The organism is Shewanella sp. S23-S33 (genome assembly GCF_043359565.1).
GTDB lineage: Bacteria > Pseudomonadota > Gammaproteobacteria > Enterobacterales > Shewanellaceae > Shewanella > Shewanella oncorhynchi.
The window spans coordinates 39,572-58,353 of record NZ_JBHFFD010000012.1; the positions used below are offsets into that span (position 1 = coordinate 39,572).

Sequence of the window (18,782 nt, forward strand, 5' to 3'; positions counted from 1 at the left end):
AAATTAAGCTCCAAGCTTAGTGATATCTATCGCTTGCCAATGGGGGAAGTGTTTACGCACTAAGGCATTAAACTCGACTTCAAAGGCACTAAATTGTGACGCTGTTTGCTTGTTAACATATTGACCCGACACCACCATCACTGCAGCAACCGTCGCATTACTCAGGCGGTCGATTAAGATCATTCCGCCCGTATCACGCACTAACGAATATGCATCAAACACTATGTCTTCGGTCAGTTCTAAGGTCACACGCGCAATGGCGTTTAACACAAGAGTGTCCGTCGCACTGCGTGCTAAGGTATTAACGTCAACCACATAATCGATAGCAGTCACAGAAGCTTGCGTCTTCTTACCAGCCACTTTGATGTCGTATAACTGACCGAGTTGTAATGGCTTTTCATCCATCCACACTATATCAGCGCTGATCACGTTAGCGACGGCTGGCGCAGAATCGGGTTTTGCCAGTAAATCGCCACGGGAAATATCAATTTCATCTTCCAGCGTGATAGTCACAGCTTGGCCTGCAACCGCTTCTTGTATGTCACCATCGAAGGTCACAATACGTTCAACCTTACTGCGTTTGCCCGATGGCAAAGCGACTAACTCGTCACCGACATTGATAATGCCAGAGGCTAACGTGCCTGCAAAACCGCGAAAATCTAAGTTAGGACGCGACACATATTGCACAGGAAAACGCACAGGCAATGAGCTGAGTTCACGCTGAGTATCAATGGTTTCTAGCAGTTCAAGCAGTGTACCGCCTTGATACCATGGGCTTTGGGTGCTGCGCTCAACCACGTTGTCACCATTAAGCGCCGATAACGGCACAAAGTGGATATCGAGGTTGCCGAAATCTTTAACGAAATCAGTAAAATCGGCACGAATACGGTTGAATACTTGCTCGTCAAACCCAAGCAAATCCATCTTATTCACGGCCACAACAAAGTGACGAATACCCAGTAATGACGCGATAAACGCATGGCGCTTAGTCTGAGTCTGCACGCCGTAGCGGGCATCGACTAAAATCACCGCTAAATCACAGGTTGATGCACCCGTTGCCATGTTGCGAGTGTACTGCTCATGCCCTGGCGTATCGGCGATGATGAACTTGCGCTTATCACTTGAAAAATAACGATAAGCCACATCGATAGTGATGCCCTGCTCGCGCTCAGCTTGCAGGCCATCCACCAGCAAGGCTAAGTCAATGGCTTCACCTGTGGTGCCCATCTTGGCGCTGTCGCTCTTGAGGCTAGCTAATTGATCTTCATAGATCTGGGCGCTGTCGTGTAACAGACGGCCGATTAAGGTACTTTTACCATCGTCGACACTGCCACAGGTTAAAAAGCGCAGTAAGCCTTTGTGCTGCTGCAGGGCTAGATATTCTTTCACACCATGGAGGGTAATTTCTGCCGCCATGAGATTGGTTTTATTGACCGCTTTGTCCATCATATTCTCACTCTTGATCTGCTTGGCTGAAGGTCGCGCTGATTAGCGCCACCTTCGCGAAATAGGGTTAACCCTGTAGAGATTAGAAGTAGCCTTGACGCTTCTTCTGCTCCATAGAGGCGCTTTGATCTGAGTCGATCAATCGGCCCTGACGTTCGCTCGAACGGGTTAACAGCATTTCTTCAATAATCTTTTCTAGACTGTCGGCCTCAGAATACATGGCGGCCGTGAGTGGGTAGCAACCTAAGGTTCTAAAACGCACCACTTCTTCTTTAATCTGCTCGCCCTCGGCTAACTTCATCCGCTCGTCATCGGCCATGATTAACTGACCACCGCGCTCAACCACTTTACGTTTAGCAGCAAAGTACAAAGGCACTAACTCAATGTTTTCTTGATAAATATATTGCCAAATATCCAGCTCAGTCCAGTTAGATAATGGGAACACGCGAATACTTTCGCCCTTGTTCACTGCGCCGTTATAGGTGCGCCATAATTCTGGACGTTGGTTTTTAGGGTCCCATCTGTGGTGACGGTCGCGGAAGGAATACACGCGCTCTTTGGCGCGGGATTTTTCTTCATCGCGGCGAGCCCCACCGAAAGCCGCATCGAAACCATATTGGTTAAGTGCTTGCTTTAAACCTTGGGTTTTCATGATGTCAGTGTGTTTCGCACTGCCATGGTCGAAAGGGTTAATCCCCTGCGCCAACCCTTCTGGGTTGATGTGCGTCAGTAACTCGAAGCCAAATTTCTTTGCCTGCGCATCACGGAATGCGATCATCTCTTTGAATTTCCAACCCGTGTCGACATGCAGCAACGGGAACGGGATCTTGCCCGGATAAAAGGCTTTACGCGCTAAGTGCAACATAACGGAAGAATCTTTCCCGATGGAATACAACATCACAGGATTATCGAATTCGGCTGCAACTTCACGAATGATCTGGATGCTCTCGGCTTCCAGTTGTTGTAAGTGGCTTAATTCACGCCCGGCCATACTATTCTCCGTTACCTTAAATTCGCCGTGTTACCACAGCATGGATTAGCTTAATTTGTTTAACTGCTTAATAGCTTTAACTGTTTGCGGCTTAATTTATCGACGCGCCCGAGACTCTAACCGATTGAGTCTGTTCATCGCTGACCTGAGTCGATTCAATCGCTTCAGGTTTGAACCAATGCAAGGTGTCACTCAGCGTGACGACTTCACCTATGATCATCAAAGCTGGCATTTGTAATTCTGGATCGGCAGCAAGCTGTTCAAGCTCACCTAAACGGCCAATAAAACGACGTTGCTCTTTAGTGGTTGCCTTTGACACTATCGCCACGGGTGTTTCAGGGCTTCGGCCCGCATCGATTAAACCTTGGCGAATAATGCCTGCGTTCAGAATCCCCATATACACGACTAAGGTATTGTTAGGATTAGCATAACCTTGCCAATCCATAGGGCGACTCTCTAACTGACAATGACCAGTGATAAAAGTGACGCCTTGGGCATGGTCTCTGTGGGTTAGGGGAATTCCCGCATAGGCTGACGTGCCGCTGGCAGCGGTAATGCCGGGAACGACTTCAAACTCAACCCCAGCTTCAACTAAGGTTTGTAACTCTTCGCCCCCGCGGCCGAAAATAAAAGGATCGCCACCTTTAAGACGCACCACATTTTTACGGGTGTAAGCTTTAGTGACGAGTAACTGATTAATCTCGTCCTGTGCGGCGCTATGCTTGCCCGCACGTTTACCTACGGCAATCTTCTCAGCGTCTTTAGGAATAAGATTGAGGATATCTTGGCTGACTAAAGCGTCGTATAGCACTGCATCAGCAGTTTTAAGGATGCGCCATGCCTTTAACGTCAATAGCTCAACGTCGCCGGGACCGGCACCCACCAGCCAGACTTTGCCTTTGGCCGCTTGGCCCGGTAAAGAGAAAATTTCCATCAGAATCCCCAAGATCACTTTAGTCTGTAGAAATATAGCGCGTCTTATATTCCATAATAAATAGATAATTATTAGTTTTTATATCATTTAGATATAAAAGAATGAGTGACCACTCACTTAAAGTGGGGGAAACCTTAGGTTTCAAAATCAAAAATGCCCTAAATCAAAGTTAACCCATTGAAATAAAATGACTTAATAAGATTAAGCGAATTGCATCAAATTAATTTCTGTCCGCTAAGTGCATGATTTTGGCACTATGTTATTGCCAAAAATTCTACCTAAACATGTCTCTATGTGACTAAAAATGGCTGACTACAAGATTTGTCATTAAGTGACACAGGATTTTTCCATAACCATAAATTCACTTTCTAATGTTAAGCTGGAAATAACTATCTTTGTTGAGTACGACTGACAAATAAATAAACACATCAAGGAGGGCAGATGAAACCACTTTACTCAGGTATTGCATTGGCAGGGCTATTAGCCTGTACGGACATAAATGCCGAAGAATCATTAGTCAAAGGAAGAGTAAAAGATGAACTTGCCACGGCGGATCTACCTTTTGTGATTACGCCACATAAAGTGAATTACCTTTTACCAGTCACCTACAGCCCAGATCCCAACATGGCACCTTTCACCGAAGATGCAATACTCAACCCCTATTCTTTAGATGAGTTTGAGGCTAAGTTCCAAATCAGTTTTAAATTTCCTATTTGGTACAATGTGTTTGGTGATAATGGCCATTTATTTTTTGCTTACACCAATCAATCCTATTGGCAAGTTTATAACAAAGACACTTCGTCGCCTTTTAGGGAAACCAATCACGAACCTGAAGTCTTTATGCTGTTTAATAACGATTGGAAAATTGGCAGTGTGACCAATTCCTTTTGGGGGTTTGGTGCCGTACATCAATCGAATGGTAAAGCAGGGCCACTTTCCCGCAGTTGGAATCGCCTCTATGCCACTATGATTTTTGATGCAGGCCCACTCGCCTTCTCCACCAAAGTGTGGTGGCGTATTCCTGAAGATGAAAAAACAGATCCATATAAAGCCAGCGGCGACGATAACCCTAATATTGATGACTATATAGGTAAAGCAGAGTTTATTGGCGTTTATGGTATCGATGAACATAGATTCACTTTAACCGTTAAAACGAATCTAGAAGATATCGACAGAGGCTCAGCAGAACTGACTTGGAGTCATCCTATCGTCGGCAACTTACGCTTTTATACTCAATACTTTAATGGTTATGGCGAAAGCCTAATCGATTACAACTATCACAATCAACGTATTGGTATCGGAATTTCACTCAACGATATTCTTTAAGAAAGATATACTCACTTGATCCCGCTATTTAAGATTGTTTGGGTATATAAAGTGACTAAGTACAAAAATCGACCATAATTTGCTGCTAATCTACCAAACCTGCTGCTAAATTGCTCAGATGGACCTGAGTTTAGGGCTCAGCAGGACGATTTACATTGATCCGAATGGCATTTAAGCCGATAGTCGCACACCTTTTTGTGCCCTGAAGCAGCGCCTTAACATCATGGAAGAATATGAGTTTTAGCTACCGCAGCATAGTCATGCTACTCAGTGTCATTATTTTCGCGAGCTTACTTAAGCTCGCGTTTTTCGCTGTGCCAAAAGATAGCGCTGCACCAGTGCTGAATGCACAAGAGGTACGCCAAGATCTCTATGCCTTATTGGATCAAATCGAGCAACACTCAGCGTTTTATGCCTTAACGGCCGACAAAGCCAACCCGCAGCTTAAATTTATGGCTAGCCTTATTGTTGAACAGTATCAAGATATTACTCCCAATGATCGCTTTGCTGCTGAAGTCACTAAATTACTCAATACCCTCAAAGATCCAGGCGCTCAAGTGCATAACTTCGATGATCAAAGCGGCGATCTCCCGTTAACGCTAAGGCCAGTCAACGACCAATGGTTAGCCTTGGATAACGATAATAATCCAGTCAACAACGACTTCCCCTTTATCACTCATATCGATGGTTTACCTATGAGCAAATGGGTAGCGACCAGCCAAGCCTACTTACCTGAGCCGGCAAAACAGAGCCAAGAAATGCAGTTACCTTGGCTGAAAAAACTTAACCTACTGCGCGAAGACTTAGGACTCAGCATAAAGCCCTATGTGGTCATTACGCTAATTAATGATGACCAACAAAGCCAGCAGGTGACTCTCGCCCTGCCAAGCCATAACCCACAAACTCAATTAGCAACTATCAGTGAAAAAGACGAGACTCAAGATATTAATGTGCTCGAATTTATTAACCAATTATCTCAATTTGAGCGCACCGAATTTCAAGACATGCCAAATCAATTAGAGACGGTCAACAATACGACGGTCAAACTTAAGATCAGCGATCTCTACGCCTTTGAATTAGATAAAGAACAACAGCAAGAACTGCTCAAAGGCATGACACATCCCTTACTAATCATTGATTTACGTGATGCCAGTGGCTTTAGTCCGAAATTATTGACTATGCTGTCGCGATATCAAGATGCGGATTTAAATAACACTTTAACACCTAACGTGATGGGATTTGCGCACTATCGCCGCTCACCAGAGCTGAGAAATGACTATCTACAGCCGCTCAATTTTATGCCTCTGGATGCGTTAGAGTACAGTCCTCCTAGGCTCAAATCTCTCACCCGTAACTTACCCTCTGTCGATAAAGAGAAATTCAGCCCTTGGTATGTTCGCACTAAGCCTGCGGTGGCTCCTGAAGGGCGAAATCGCTTAGCTCTACTCGTGAGTCCCCATTGTCGCCAAGAATGCGAGTGGATTGCCTATCGTACTAAATCTTGGTCTAGGGCAAATTTGATTGGTGAAAAAACCTCAGGCGACTTTGCACGTCAGTATCATTTCAAACTGCCAAACAGTGGATTAAACATAAGATTCAGCAGTTCGTTAACCTATGATGCACAGGGGCGACTCCTGTCCGGTATCGGGACTGAACCGGATATTTTGCTCCCTCAGAACAGTGATATTCAATGGCAAGGGCTCGTTAGTTTAATGCGCTCCGCCAAGCCCAAAGCGCAACTTGTTCTGCCAGCACAGCACACTAAGTTGGCTCAAGCTAAGCTAAATTAAGCCAAAAAAAGAGCCAGCAATCTGCTGGCTCATTTCAAACAAATATGAGTTTACTAACGCATTACTTCTTTTCAGTCGCTTTAGAATTGGCGACTGAACCTATGACCAAGCCTTGCTTATTCACATCGAAGCTCATTTGAACTCGCATGTTGTAATCTTTAAGCATTTGCATTTCTTCAGGGATCGGCTCACCGCTCATTTCTAACAGTGTTAGCACTGGCGTAAACATCTTGCCGTAATCAGCAGATAAGCTGTACATGCCATTCGCTGACAGTTTCTCGCCTGCTAATTTGTTAGCTAAGGCCAAGCCTTTATCACCGCTATACACCACTAAATGTTGACCTTTAATCGCCAGCATTGGCTTAACACCTAACTCTGGAGGCAACATCAATATTGGAGATAAATCAGTAGCATCGCCGTTATCGGCTAATTGCACTTCAGCCAGCATAGGGGCGAAAGGTTTCACCATATTAAACAACATGGATGGGTTTTCGGCGCTGAGGCTGACTAAAGCATCTAAACTTTCTAACTTAGGCTCTTGATCTTGTGTGCTCATTTTAAAATCGAGCAATGAAACGCTCATGCCTTTCACACCGTTAGCCATGCCAGTAAACATGCCTAGCATAGCTGGGCTCTGTTGGCTCAACTCAGCCTGCAACTCTGCCAATGGTGCACAGGTCAGTTGTGGCTTTTGCAGATCATCCCAAATAGCCGTTAATGAAGGAGTAATTTCATTGATATCTAGACCTATTCCCATGGAGAAGATAGTGCTGTCGATATCCGCCAGATGCGATGGAATAAAACCACGCATCTTTTGCATTGCCGCAAGAATAGGTTGATTCTTCGTTTCGACAACAAATGAAGCCGCCATATGGCTTTCTTTTTCCGTCACAGAAAACGCCGTTAAACCAGCAACGGTACGCGGCCAGTTAGCGGCAATCGCAGTCAGTTCGGTACGACATTCTGGTGTTCTGATTTGAGCTAATGGATCTTCCCCCTCACTTTCATCAGCAAAAAATTGAGTCAGTTGCTTAGCTAGCATATTGCTATCTGCAGAGGTCAATGCCTTTACAATTTCCACATGGTTAATAAAGCTAATGCTGTCATCTTTAAAACCATGGGTCTTAATAATATCTTCTAATATGCCAGAAGCGGCTAATGACTGCGGCGCCTTCTTAATACCAAATGCCATTTCTAATAACTCAGGCTCGGTAATAGAGGTGCTGAAAGTCATCGTTAATATGCCATCTTTCTGGGCAAATAGCAGTTCAGCTTTCTCTGCTGAGCTTTCATCCGATAGTGCATAAGCGCGATAATCAACATCGCCCACTTTACGCATTTCGTGGGTTACACCACTGTCTTTTTCGGCTTTATCTAATACAGCCCAAAATGCTTCGGCCTGATTAACATCAATCTTTAATACTGGCAAAGCACCTAAAGTATAAATATAAGGTTTAACTTCATCGGGGAAACCGAAGGTTTTTAACAGTAAGGCAGGATCTTTCATCCCATCCATATACTGCTGATAAATGCTAACGAAGAACTTGCCCATAGGGCTATCCTGCACACCGAGTTCATCAAGCGTATTACTTGGATATTGCTGATAATTTCCAGAAATAGACTGTAAATACGCTTTTAACGGGAAGGGTTTTAACTGGCCCGAAAATATCGGCGTATCGGCAGGCACATAGTCGAGCAAAGGATTAGCAGAGGCACTAGAACCCGCGCCATTCTGCATATACCAATAACCACCAGCACCTGCTGCAATAATTGCCGCGGCAATCACAATCTTTTTCATTTAAGAAACTCCATTTAATGACATTCAATTTTATGAAAACAATACCTAAAGAACTCACCTTAGGTATTTAAATATTTATCCGCTCTTACATATCCCTTATGCAGATAATGCAAAATCAGAAAACGCAACGACTCAGCCCTACGCAATACAAACCCAGTTTAAAATGCTTAGGCTAAGCGAAACTAAGGTATAAAATTTTCCCGATAATTTAACATTAAACCGACACAGAAGCGAACAGGATAGGAGTTCGCAGCATTAAAAACGTATTAGAACTAACGTTTATTCAACATGATTCCAATCTTATTTCAATTCGGTAATAAAACATCTCAAAGTCATCGACGATTAAGCAAAGAACTCAATGACAAATTAAGCTCATCTCACTCAAACTAACTCACCAGAGCGTCATCGTGCTTCGTGGACTTTTTTAAGCGTGACGTCACCTAGCTGACGCATTTGCTTACGGATCCAAGCTGAGCGCTGCTGCACATAGGATGACGGTGGAGACACCTTATAGCGCCAAGGATTGGGTAAAATGGCTGCGAGTAATGAGGCCTCGTATTGGGTAAGTTTTGCCGCTGACTTTCCAAAATAATGCTTTGATGCCGCTTCGGCGCCATAAATGCCTGGACCAAATTCTACAATATTTAAATACACTTCAAGAATACGCGACTTATCCCAAGTCAACTCCATCAATAACGTAAACCAAGCTTCCAATCCCTTACGAAAGAAACTGCGACTCGACCACATAAAAAGGTTTTTCGCCGCCTGCTGACTTAAGGTACTTGCCCCGCGGACTTTGGTACCTTTTTGGTTGTATTTCAGTGCCGAACTTATCGCGGCTAAATCGAATCCAGTATGCTCAACAAAACGTTGATCTTCCGCAGCAATCACAGCCAATTGTAATTCGGGAGAAATTTGCGCTAAATCGCGCCATTGATGCCTGATCTCACCGATAGGTGCTGGTGGAAATAAGGCACGCTCGATACGCCAAGTCCACATAGGAGGATCGACGAATCGTAGTAGGATCACTAATAAAATTGAGCAAATAAATGCCCAAACTAATCCCTTAAATAGCCAAGACAATAAACGACGAAAACCACGCTTTCGTCTCTGAGGTGCTGGGTCACTCGACTTATTAACACTTGGACGCCTGACATGATCTCGCATCGCATATAAAGGGGCCGTCATTTATACCATCTCATCCACACACTCTCATTTCTTGTTTCTCATCTATCCAGTCAAGCCATCCCATTGCAAGGATTCTTTGGCGCAACCTAGGCTTACAGAAAATATTCTAAAGCTTTACGCGAGTTGCAAGCTGATCATGCTACGAGAATAAAGGAAACACCAAGGATATCTTACTCGATAATCAAAGATAGGTTGAGAAATAACCATAACAAGAACAAATCACTATTGGAGATTGACTGGGGTCGACTTAACTTGACCTCGGCAGCTTTGACGACAGCTGACCGAGGTAATGATGGCTGATTAACGAGAGCTAGCAAGTCAATCAAACTGCTTGATACTCGCAGGTGCGAGTCAGGTTTTCAACGCTTTCACTGCATCCAATTAAGCCATATCGATACACAGCAAACCCAGCCCATAAATACCGATATACAACAACTTAACCTCATAAAAGACATGAATCATGTCAATTAACGCAGTAAAACGCTTCAAAACCATCTACGGGAACTTCAAAATATAGCGCAGGCTTAACCAATGTGCATAACTCTGTGAGTAAAAATGTACAACATTTTTAGCATTTAAAAATGAATGCAAACTAACTCTATGAATATCAATCTATCTTAGTTAAACGACGCTTAAATGACATCACTTAACTTCCTCGACAATCCAGAGTATTAAATTCAATCCCACTTATCTTAAAATGATAAAAAAACGCCCCAAACTAAGTTGAGGCGTTTAATATTTAAAATCAATAAAATGACTAGATTTCGTAGTGCAGACCACACTCACGTTGAAGGCCATTAAAGCGAGTGTCTTCCTCTGTCATGCCTAATTCGAGTGGTTTACTCGAATGGGTATCCCCCACAGAAACATAGCCTTGGTCCCAAAGTGGATGGTACGGCAAGTCAAATTGAGTCAGATAGAGGTGAACATCTTTATTCGACCACTCGATAATCGGCAGTAACTTAAAGCGCGTGCCATGAATCGCCAGTATCGGCAACGCCTCACGGGTACTGGCTTGGCTGCGTCTAAGCCCTGCAAACCAAGTGCCTACCTCAAGCTCGGCTAAAGCGCGTTGCATAGGCTCAACTTTGTTTAACCGGTTGTATTGCTCTAGTCCGTTGACCCCTTGCTCCCACAACTGGCCAAAGCGCGCCTCTTGCCATGCCGATGTCATCACTGCTTGGTACACTTTTAAATTCAGTGATAAACGATCTGTCAGCTCGTCGATAAACTGATAAGTCTCAGGGAATAAATAACCCGTATCTGTGAGAATAACCGGAATATTCGCCTGTGCCTGACTCATCATATGCAGCATTACAGCGGCTTGGATCCCAAAACTTGAGGACAGCGCATGATTACCGGGCAAATAAGTTAAGCCCCATAGCACTCGCTCTTGTGCGCTTAATCCCCCTAAGAACTGATTAATGCGCTCAAGCTCTATCGCTTGCTCTGCCTTAGGCGCACTCAATAATGCCTTGAGTTCGGCAGCGCTGACCACAGTCGGCACTTTATCACTGGTTTTTTGCTCAATATCAGCCATGAAAATCCTTAGCGGCATCGATCACCGCCTTCACTACACCCACGCGGACGGTGAAGTTACCAAAGGTTTCGCCTGCATCACGCTCTACTGCGTAGCGGCCAAACAGGGCATCCAATTCGGCGAGAATGTCCGCCTCTTGGATATTTTCTCTGTGCATCTTGTTCAGGCGAGTCCCTTCAAAGCTTGCACCTAAGTACAAGTTATAACGACCCGGCGCTTTACCCACAAGGCCAATTTCAGCGGCAAATGGGCGGGCACAACCGTTAGGGCAACCCGTCATACGCACCACAATCGCTTGCTCGCTGATGCCGTGTTTTGCCTGTAGCGCATCGATATGATCGATAAACTCAGGGAAATAACGCTCGGCTTCCGCCATCGCTAATGGGCATGTCGGCAACGCCACACAGGCAATCGAGTGACCGCGGGTTTGCGTCAACACTTGGCCCAGCAGACCATGTTTACGGGCTAAACCTTCAATCGTGGCTTTATCTTCTGCCGCTACACCTGCGATGATCATGTTTTGATTCGAGGTCATGCGGAAATCGCCCTTGTGGATCTTAGCAATTTCACGCAACCCCGTTTGCAGGGTTTGGCCCGGTAAATCCTTAATACGACCGCTTTCGATAAATAAGGTTAAATGCCACTTACCGTCAACGCCTTCGACCCAACCATAACGATCGCCGCGATCGCCAATCACTACATCACGCTTAGGTTCAAATTTTACTCCTGCACGCAGTTCAACTTCGGCTTTGAACTTTTCATAGCCGTGGTCGACGATAGTGTACTTAAGGCGCGAACGCTTACGATTAGAGCGATTGCCCCAGTCGCGTTGCACTGTCATGACAGCTTCAGCAAACTTCATCACGTCTTCAGTTTTGATAAAACCAAAGTCGTCAGCCAGGCGTGGAAAGGTTTCTACTTCGCCATGGGTCGAGCCCATGCCGCCGCCCGCCGTTAAGTTAAAGCCAACTAGCTCGCCGTTTTCGGCAACAGCAATAAAGCCTAAATCGTTGGTGTAAACGTCAACATCGTTATCAGGAGGAACCGCAACCGCCATTTTAAATTTACGTGGCAGATAGGTTTTGCCATACACAGGTTCGACGGTTTCATCTTCGGTAGAAAGTAACTTTTCTTCATCTAACCAGATTTCGGCGTAGGCGCGAGTGTGGGGTAATAGATGATCAGACAGTTGTTTCGCCACTGCATAAGCTTGCTCGTGCAGTTTCGATTCCACCGGATTGGGGTTACACATGACGTTTCGGTTAACGTCACCACAGGCAGCAATCGAATCCAGCGCCTGCCGATCTAAGTCTTGAATAATGGTCTTCAAGTTACGCTTAGGAATACCGTGATATTGGAAGGTTTGACGGGTCGTCAAACGAATACTGTTCGAGCTGGTGAGCGTCGAGGCAATTTTGTCCACGCCTAACCATTGCTGTGGAGAACAAATACCGCCGGGTACACGGGCGCGTAACATAAAACTATATAAAGGTTCGAGTTTTTGCTCTTTACGTTCGTTACGTAAATCGCGGTCATCCTGCTGATAGAAGCCATGAAATTTGATCAGCTGCTGATCGCCGTCACTGAAACTGCCAGTCACAGAAGAATCTAAACCTTCTTTGATGGTCCCGCGCAGGTAATCACTGTCGGTCTTTAGGTATTCGTTTAACGCTAACTTTTGCTCACTCATGGCAACTGCCTCTTAAAATTGGGTTCGCTGGCTGCACAGGTCATCACGTGTGCAGCGTTGGCTATTCTTATGCGTTTCTTTATGCGCGCAACGGTTGAGATTAATACACGTCTTTTTGGTAGCGTTTATCGCTGCGCAGGGTTTCAAAATAGGCTTCGGCAGCTTCGGTATTCAAACCACCGACTTCGACTGCCACCTCAATCAAGGCTTGGTGAACATCTTTCGCCATACGTTCAGCATCACCACAAATATAAAGATGCGCGCCATTTTGCAACCATTGCCACAGGGCTTGGCCTTGCTCTTTAATGCGGTGCTGCACATAAATCTTATGGGCTTGATCGCGTGAGAACGCCACGTCGATACGGCTGAGATCGCCATTTTTCAAATACTGTTGCCACTCAGTTTGATACAAGAAATCCTGCTCAAAGTGAGGATTGCCGAAGAATAACCAGCTATCACCTTGGATCCCTTGTGCTACGCGCTCCTGCATAAAGGCACGGAAGGGCGCAACACCTGTACCAGGACCCACCATGATCACCGGTGTTTCTGGATTCTCGGGTAAACGGAAATGCTTGTTCGACTCAACATAAACCTTAACTTGCGTGCCTTCCTGCGCAGATGCTAAGAAGTGTGACGCGCCGCCAAAACGTGCTGAGCCGTGGCGCTCATCTTCCACTAAGGCCACAGTTAAGTGGACTTCTGTTTCAACTTCGCTTTGACTTGAGGCGATAGAGTAAAGTCTTGGCGTTAATGGCCGCAGTAGCTCAAGCAGTTTTGCTGCATTTAAGGTTACTGAGTTATTTGATAATGGATACTGAGTAACTAAATCGGCAAATTGATGCTTAAGGATAAAGTGGCGCACTTGTTCTTTATCTTCGCTCAATGCCAGCAGTTCAGCGCTGCCGCTCAATTCGGCCCATGCTTTGACTAATCCAGGGTATAACTGAGTCAGTTCTTTCTTATCAACCAAAGCTTGCTTAAGGGACAAGGATTCTGTGCCTAGGGTTACTAACTCATCAGCGACCAATGACAGGCCTGCTAAGACTTCATCGACTAACACTTCGTTATTACTAAACCACACACCAAGGGCATCACCCGCTTGATAGGTTAACCCTGAGTCGCCTAAGTCGATTTCAACATGGCGCACATCTCGGTCTGATCCACGGCCGGTAATTTTTTGGCTCACAAGCACTTCGGCGCTATAGGGGTTTTGCTTAGTAAATTCACTTTCGCCAATCGCTTTAGCGGTGCCGATGGATACCACACTGGCGGACGAGGTTTCAATTAGCGGCTTAACGGCCTCTAATACATCGGCGTGCCACTGGCCCGCGGCAGCTTCATAATCCACATCACATTCAATTAAAGGTAACAGTGATTTAGCACCGAGTGCAGCTAGGCGGGCATCGAAGTCTTTACCAGTTTGGCAGAAAAATTCATAGCTAGAATCCCCCAGCGCAAGCACAGAGTAATGTAGATTGTCTAACTTAGGGGCACGTTTCGATGCTAAAAACTTGTGTAATTCAATCGCATCATCCGGCGCTTCACCTTCACCATGGGTGCTGACCACCAATAAAAGCACAGCTTCTTGCTTTAATTGGCGAACATTGTATTCGCCCATTGAAGCCAGATTGACCGCATAACCTTGCGCCTGTGCCTTATCGGCGAGCGCTTTAGCGACACCACGGCCATTACCCGTTTGGCTGCCATAGAGAATCGTCACAGTTTGAGCCGTTTGCGCCTGCGCGACGGTAGCTAATTGGCCCGCATTGGCTGTGGCAGCAAGATAGCCACTCACCCAGGCCAATTGCACAGCACTTAACTCAGATGTGAGTTGTTTTAGCTTCTCGACTTGTCCTTGAGACAATGGCGAAGCCAGCGATGAAAGTTCTTTTAACAACATGAGACGGCCCTATGACAGTGTAATGTCCACAAGCTTATCGCGGTTTAAGAAAAGCAAAAAAGAATAAAATAGGATTTTTAATTCCATTTTGGAATATACAAAGTGCAAAATTTAAGCTACAAAAGTGTGCACTGGTTAAAAGTTTTTGATCCGACCAGTGCAGAAACGGCCTGCTTGAGAAATATGCACTTGTGCCAAGCTAAAGTATTGCCACAATGGTCATGAGCCTGTCGAACAATAATTTCTGTTGCCCACAGAATAGTTTGTTTTAAAAACAAAAAGTGTCCATCCTAGATTGAATGCCCTAACTGACTCGAATCACCCGCCGAATAAACGCTGGTGACGACAGATTTTGCAGTTGAGTACGATGAAGGAAGAACAGCAGGCGGAACGATTATATAAACCATCAGGGAGTAGTCATGCAGATTGGAATACCGAGAGAAAGTCTCGCCGGTGAAACTAGGGTCGCCGCGACCCCAGCCACCGTTGAGCAGCTTAAAAAACTCGGCTTTGAAGTTGTTATTGAGGCCAATGCAGGTCAACTGTCAAGTTTCGATGATGCAGCCTTTGAAGCTGCGGGCGCGAAGGTGACAACAAACGTTTGGCAAGCCGATCTGATCTTTAAGGTCAATGCGCCAAGCGACGCCGAAATTGAACAAATCAAAGACGGGGCGACTATCGTCAGCTTTATTTGGCCCGCACAAAACCCTGAGCTGGTTGCGAAGTTATCTAAACGTAAGATCAACGTGATGGCAATGGACATGGTGCCACGCATCTCCCGCGCCCAGTCACTTGATGCCCTCTCCTCTATGGCAAACATTGGTGGATATCGCGCCGTTGTTGAAGCCGCACATCAATTTGGCCGTTTCTTTACTGGCCAAATTACCGCTGCTGGTAAAGTACCGCCCGCCAAAGTGTTAGTCATTGGTGCTGGTGTAGCTGGCCTTGCCGCCATTGGTACTGCTGGTTCGCTTGGCGCCATAGTGCGCGCCTTCGATACCCGCTTAGAAGTGGCCGAGCAAATCGAATCTATGGGCGGCCAATTCCTTAAACTGGATTTTGGTAACGAGGAAGGTGGTTCATCGGACGGTTATGCTAAAACCATGTCGGATGAATTTATTGCCGCCGAAATGGCGCTGTTTGCCGAACAAGCCAAAGAAGTCGATATCATCATCACCACAGCGCTAATCCCTGGTCGTCCAGCGCCTAAGCTCATCACCAAAGCCATGGTCGATAGCATGAAGAGCGGCTCAGTGATCGTCGATTTAGCCGCTGCGACGGGTGGTAACTGCGAATACACGCAATCGGGTGAGCTGTTTGTTACTCCTAACGGCGTAAAAGTGATTGGTTATACCGACCTTCCCGGTCGTCTACCGGCGCAATCCTCACAGCTTTACGGCACTAACTTAGTCAACCTGATGAAGTTAATGTGTAAAGAAAAGGACGGCACAGCCAGCATCAACTTTGATGATGTAGTCATGCGCAATATGACAGTGATTAAAGAAGGTGAAGTGACCTTCCCGCCACCACCGATTTCTGTTTCTGCGGCGCCAGCAAAACCAGCGGCGAAAATCGAGCCGAAAAATACCACTCCGAAGGCACCATCTAAGCTCAAATACGTGCTCGCCGCCTTAGGCGTTGCAGGGTTTGCTGCCGTGGCATCGGTAGCACCACCAGAGTTCCTGTCGCATTTCACAGTATTCTTGCTGTCCTGCGTTGTTGGCTATTACGTGGTATGGAACGTATCCCACTCACTGCATACACCTTTAATGTCAGTCACTAACGCGATTTCGGGCATTATCGTGGTCGGCGCCCTACTGCAAATCGGTCAGGGTTCAACTTTGGTCACTGTACTGGCGTTTATCGCCGTGCTGATCGCCAGTATTAACATCTTCGGTGGCTTTACCGTCACTCAGCGCATGCTGAAGATGTTCCGTAAGGATTAAGGGGGGTTTAACGTGTCTCAAGGACTGGTAACAGCAGCTTACATTATTGCCGCCATTCTCTTCATCTTCAGTCTCGCGGGACTGTCGAAGCAAGAGACGGCAAAACACGGCAATTTATTCGGTATCTTAGGTATGGCAATCGCCCTACTGGCTACCATTTTCAACCCCGATACTAACGGAATTGCGTGGATCTTAATCGCTATGGTGATTGGCGGCGCGATTGGTATCCGTTTAGCACTAAAAGTCGAAATGACTGAAATGCCTGAACTGGTTGCTATATTGCACAGCTTTGTGGGTATGGCCGCGGTATTAGTGGGTTTCAACAGCTTTATCGACTTACACCCACAGGAAGTCTCACAAGTCGTGGTGGCTGTCGGTGGTGATATCAATACGACCCTCGCCGCAGTACAAGATGCGCTAAGTGAAGCGGTGAAGACCGCCAGCAAAGAGCACCTCACTGGCGCTATGCTTAACATTCACTTAGTCGAAGTCTTCCTCGGGATCTTCATCGGTGCGGTGACCTTTACGGGTTCTATCGTTGCCTTTTGTAAGTTACGCGGACTGATTTCATCTAAACCTCTGATGCTGCCACATCGCCACAAGCTAAACCTAGTCGCAGTGCTAGTGTCTTTCGCCCTGTTGGTGTACTTCGTTCAGACAGGTGGCACTATGCCAGCACTGCTGTTGATGACCTTGATTGCTTTCGCCTTTGGCTGGCATTTAGTGGCATCCATTGGCGGCGCGGATATGCCAGTGGTTGTGTCTATGCTGAACTCCTACTCAGGTTGGGCTGCGGCAGCGGCAGGCTTTATGTTGTCGAACGACCTCTTGATTGTGGTCGGCGCGTTAGTGGGTTCATCGGGTGCTATTCTGTCTTACATCATGTGTAAGGCCATGAATCGCTCATTTATTTCAGTTATCGCTGGCGGCTTTGGCACAGATGGTGTGGCCTCGACTGCCGATGAAGAAATGGGGGAATACCGTGAAACCAACGCCGAAGATGTGGCGGATATGCTGAAAAATGCCACTTCAGTCATCATCACTCCGGGTTACGGTATGGCAGTGGCGCAGGCGCAATATCCTGTTGCGGAAATCACCCAAAAACTACGTGATCGCGGCGTGAAAGTGCGTTTTGGTATCCATCCAGTTGCTGGTCGATTACCAGGCCATATGAACGTACTGCTCGCTGAAGCGAAAGTCCCCTACGATATCGTGCTCGAAATGGACGAAATCAACGAAGACTTTAAAGACACAGATGTCGTGCTCGTTATCGGCGCCAACGACACGGTTAACCCCGCGGCAATGGAAGATCCAGGCAGTCCCATCGCAGGTATGCCAGTGCTGGAAGTGTGGAAAGCACAAAACGTGATTGGCTTTAAACGTTCGATGAACACAGGTTATGCCGGCGTGCAAAACCCGCTGTTCTTCAAAGAAAATACCCAAATGCTGTTTGGGGATGCTAAGGCCAGTGTTGAAGCCATTTTAAAGGCACTTTGAGCTTGATTTAATATCAACAGAGTAAAAATCGTTTAGGCGATAAACACTATTCTAAGGAAATGAAGGGAGCCACTGGCTCCCTTTCTTTTCACATTTTTTTAAGCCTATTAAGCTAGTCTCTGCGTCAATATGATGCGAGGCTTATCTGCCTACAATGCTGATATGCTTAATGTAAGCTAAAACAGTAAGTTAAATCTAAAGCTGGTTTAAGGAAATAATAAATGTTGCTTGGGCTGTTTATCCTGTCTGCCGTATTAATCAAAACCTCATTACTCGGGCTTGGCTGGATATCGATTACTATCGGCCTGAGTGGGTACCTATTTTGTCGATGGTTTAATATCAAGTTAGATATCAAACTGATTGATAAATTTAAACGACTCTTTATCACTGGCGCGGCTCTGCATCTTCTCGTCTATATCGGCTTAATCACTAAGCTTTTCCTTATCGACAGCTTTGAAGACTTGCCCACATTCCTGATAAGTCACTTAGTCTTCCACCACGCAATCAGCGCCGTGATTGCTGCCGCATTAACCTTCTTGGCGATTCGCATCTATCTACAACAGCAAAAATTAACTCAAGCCTATCGACAGGAATTAAGCTAACTCAACAAGGTTTTGATGATAAATACCGACGGAGAAAATCTGACTAGATTCATCATTAGCTTAAGTGCCATAAAATAATAGGGACTAAAGCTGATCAGGCAAAGGTGTTGTCAGCAACACTGAATTCATCAATG

General features: G+C 45.9%; 13 protein-coding genes. 5 read left to right on the forward strand and 8 right to left on the reverse strand.

The annotated features are described in order from the left end of the window. Positions 1-3: 3 nt before the first annotated feature. The 3 genes from cysN to cobA form a co-directional block, all read right to left on the reverse strand. Entirely contained in the window at positions 4-1,446 is a 1,443-nt protein-coding gene (cysN, locus tag ACHA99_RS02835; protein ID WP_306685393.1) for a sulfate adenylyltransferase subunit CysN, read from the reverse strand. An 82-nt stretch (positions 1,447-1,528) separates the two neighbouring features. Then, entirely contained in the window at positions 1,529-2,437 is a 909-nt protein-coding gene (cysD, locus tag ACHA99_RS02840) for a sulfate adenylyltransferase subunit CysD (protein ID WP_105251586.1), read from the reverse strand. A gap of 91 nt (positions 2,438-2,528) precedes the next feature. Further along, entirely contained in the window at positions 2,529-3,371 is an 843-nt protein-coding gene (cobA, locus tag ACHA99_RS02845) for a uroporphyrinogen-III C-methyltransferase (protein ID WP_393940930.1), read from the reverse strand. Between the two features lie 441 nt (positions 3,372-3,812). On the opposite strand from cobA, the gene ACHA99_RS02850 reads away from it, so the two are divergent. Both ACHA99_RS02850 and ACHA99_RS02855 read left to right on the forward strand, forming a co-directional pair. Beyond that, positions 3,813-4,697: a phospholipase A gene (locus tag ACHA99_RS02850; protein WP_113939007.1), complete on the forward strand. Its 885-nt coding sequence runs from the start codon at positions 3,813-3,815 to the stop codon at positions 4,695-4,697. 233 nt (positions 4,698-4,930) lie between these two features. Continuing rightward, positions 4,931-6,487, forward strand: a complete 1,557-nt coding sequence (locus tag ACHA99_RS02855; RefSeq protein ID WP_393940932.1) for a S41 family peptidase — start codon at positions 4,931-4,933, stop codon at positions 6,485-6,487. A 61-nt stretch (positions 6,488-6,548) separates the two neighbouring features. Here the strand turns inward: ACHA99_RS02855 and ACHA99_RS02860 are convergent, their stop codons facing one another. The 5 genes from ACHA99_RS02860 to ACHA99_RS02880 form a co-directional block, all read right to left on the reverse strand. Next, positions 6,549-8,285, reverse strand: coding sequence for a hypothetical protein (locus ACHA99_RS02860; RefSeq protein ID WP_173496778.1), 1,737 nt, complete (start codon positions 8,283-8,285; stop codon positions 6,549-6,551). A gap of 402 nt (positions 8,286-8,687) precedes the next feature. Further along, positions 8,688-9,473, reverse strand: coding sequence for a monofunctional biosynthetic peptidoglycan transglycosylase (mtgA, locus tag ACHA99_RS02865; RefSeq protein WP_105251581.1), 786 nt, complete (start codon positions 9,471-9,473; stop codon positions 8,688-8,690). Between the two features lie 757 nt (positions 9,474-10,230). Next, positions 10,231-11,013: a phosphoadenylyl-sulfate reductase gene (locus tag ACHA99_RS02870; RefSeq protein WP_393940935.1), complete on the reverse strand. Its 783-nt coding sequence runs from the start codon at positions 11,011-11,013 to the stop codon at positions 10,231-10,233. Continuing rightward, the gene (gene cysI / locus ACHA99_RS02875) at positions 11,006-12,703 is read right to left on the reverse strand and encodes an assimilatory sulfite reductase (NADPH) hemoprotein subunit (protein WP_393940937.1); all 1,698 of its coding nucleotides are present in this window, start codon (positions 12,701-12,703) and stop codon (positions 11,006-11,008) included. Before cysI ends, ACHA99_RS02870 begins: the two co-directional genes overlap by 8 nt. Before the next feature lie 100 nt (positions 12,704-12,803). After that, positions 12,804-14,603: an assimilatory sulfite reductase (NADPH) flavoprotein subunit gene (locus tag ACHA99_RS02880; RefSeq protein WP_393940939.1), complete on the reverse strand. Its 1,800-nt coding sequence runs from the start codon at positions 14,601-14,603 to the stop codon at positions 12,804-12,806. A gap of 419 nt (positions 14,604-15,022) precedes the next feature. Here ACHA99_RS02880 and ACHA99_RS02885 point away from each other — a divergent pair, with 419 nt between their 5' ends. The 3 genes from ACHA99_RS02885 to ACHA99_RS02895 all read left to right on the forward strand — a co-directional run bounded on the left by ACHA99_RS02885 (position 15,023) and on the right by ACHA99_RS02895 (position 18,648). Continuing rightward, a complete protein-coding gene (locus tag ACHA99_RS02885; protein ID WP_105251577.1) occupies positions 15,023-16,549 on the forward strand; it encodes a Re/Si-specific NAD(P)(+) transhydrogenase subunit alpha in 1,527 nt (508 codons plus the stop codon). A gap of 12 nt (positions 16,550-16,561) precedes the next feature. Continuing rightward, on the forward strand, positions 16,562-18,046 hold the full coding sequence (pntB, locus tag ACHA99_RS02890) for a Re/Si-specific NAD(P)(+) transhydrogenase subunit beta (protein ID WP_105251576.1): 1,485 nt from the start codon (positions 16,562-16,564) through the stop codon (positions 18,044-18,046). A 221-nt stretch (positions 18,047-18,267) separates the two neighbouring features. Next, positions 18,268-18,648 carry a hypothetical protein gene (locus tag ACHA99_RS02895; RefSeq protein WP_263161552.1) on the forward strand — a complete coding sequence of 127 codons (381 nt, stop codon included), beginning with the start codon at positions 18,268-18,270 and terminating at the stop codon, positions 18,646-18,648. Positions 18,649-18,782 lie beyond the last annotated feature (134 nt).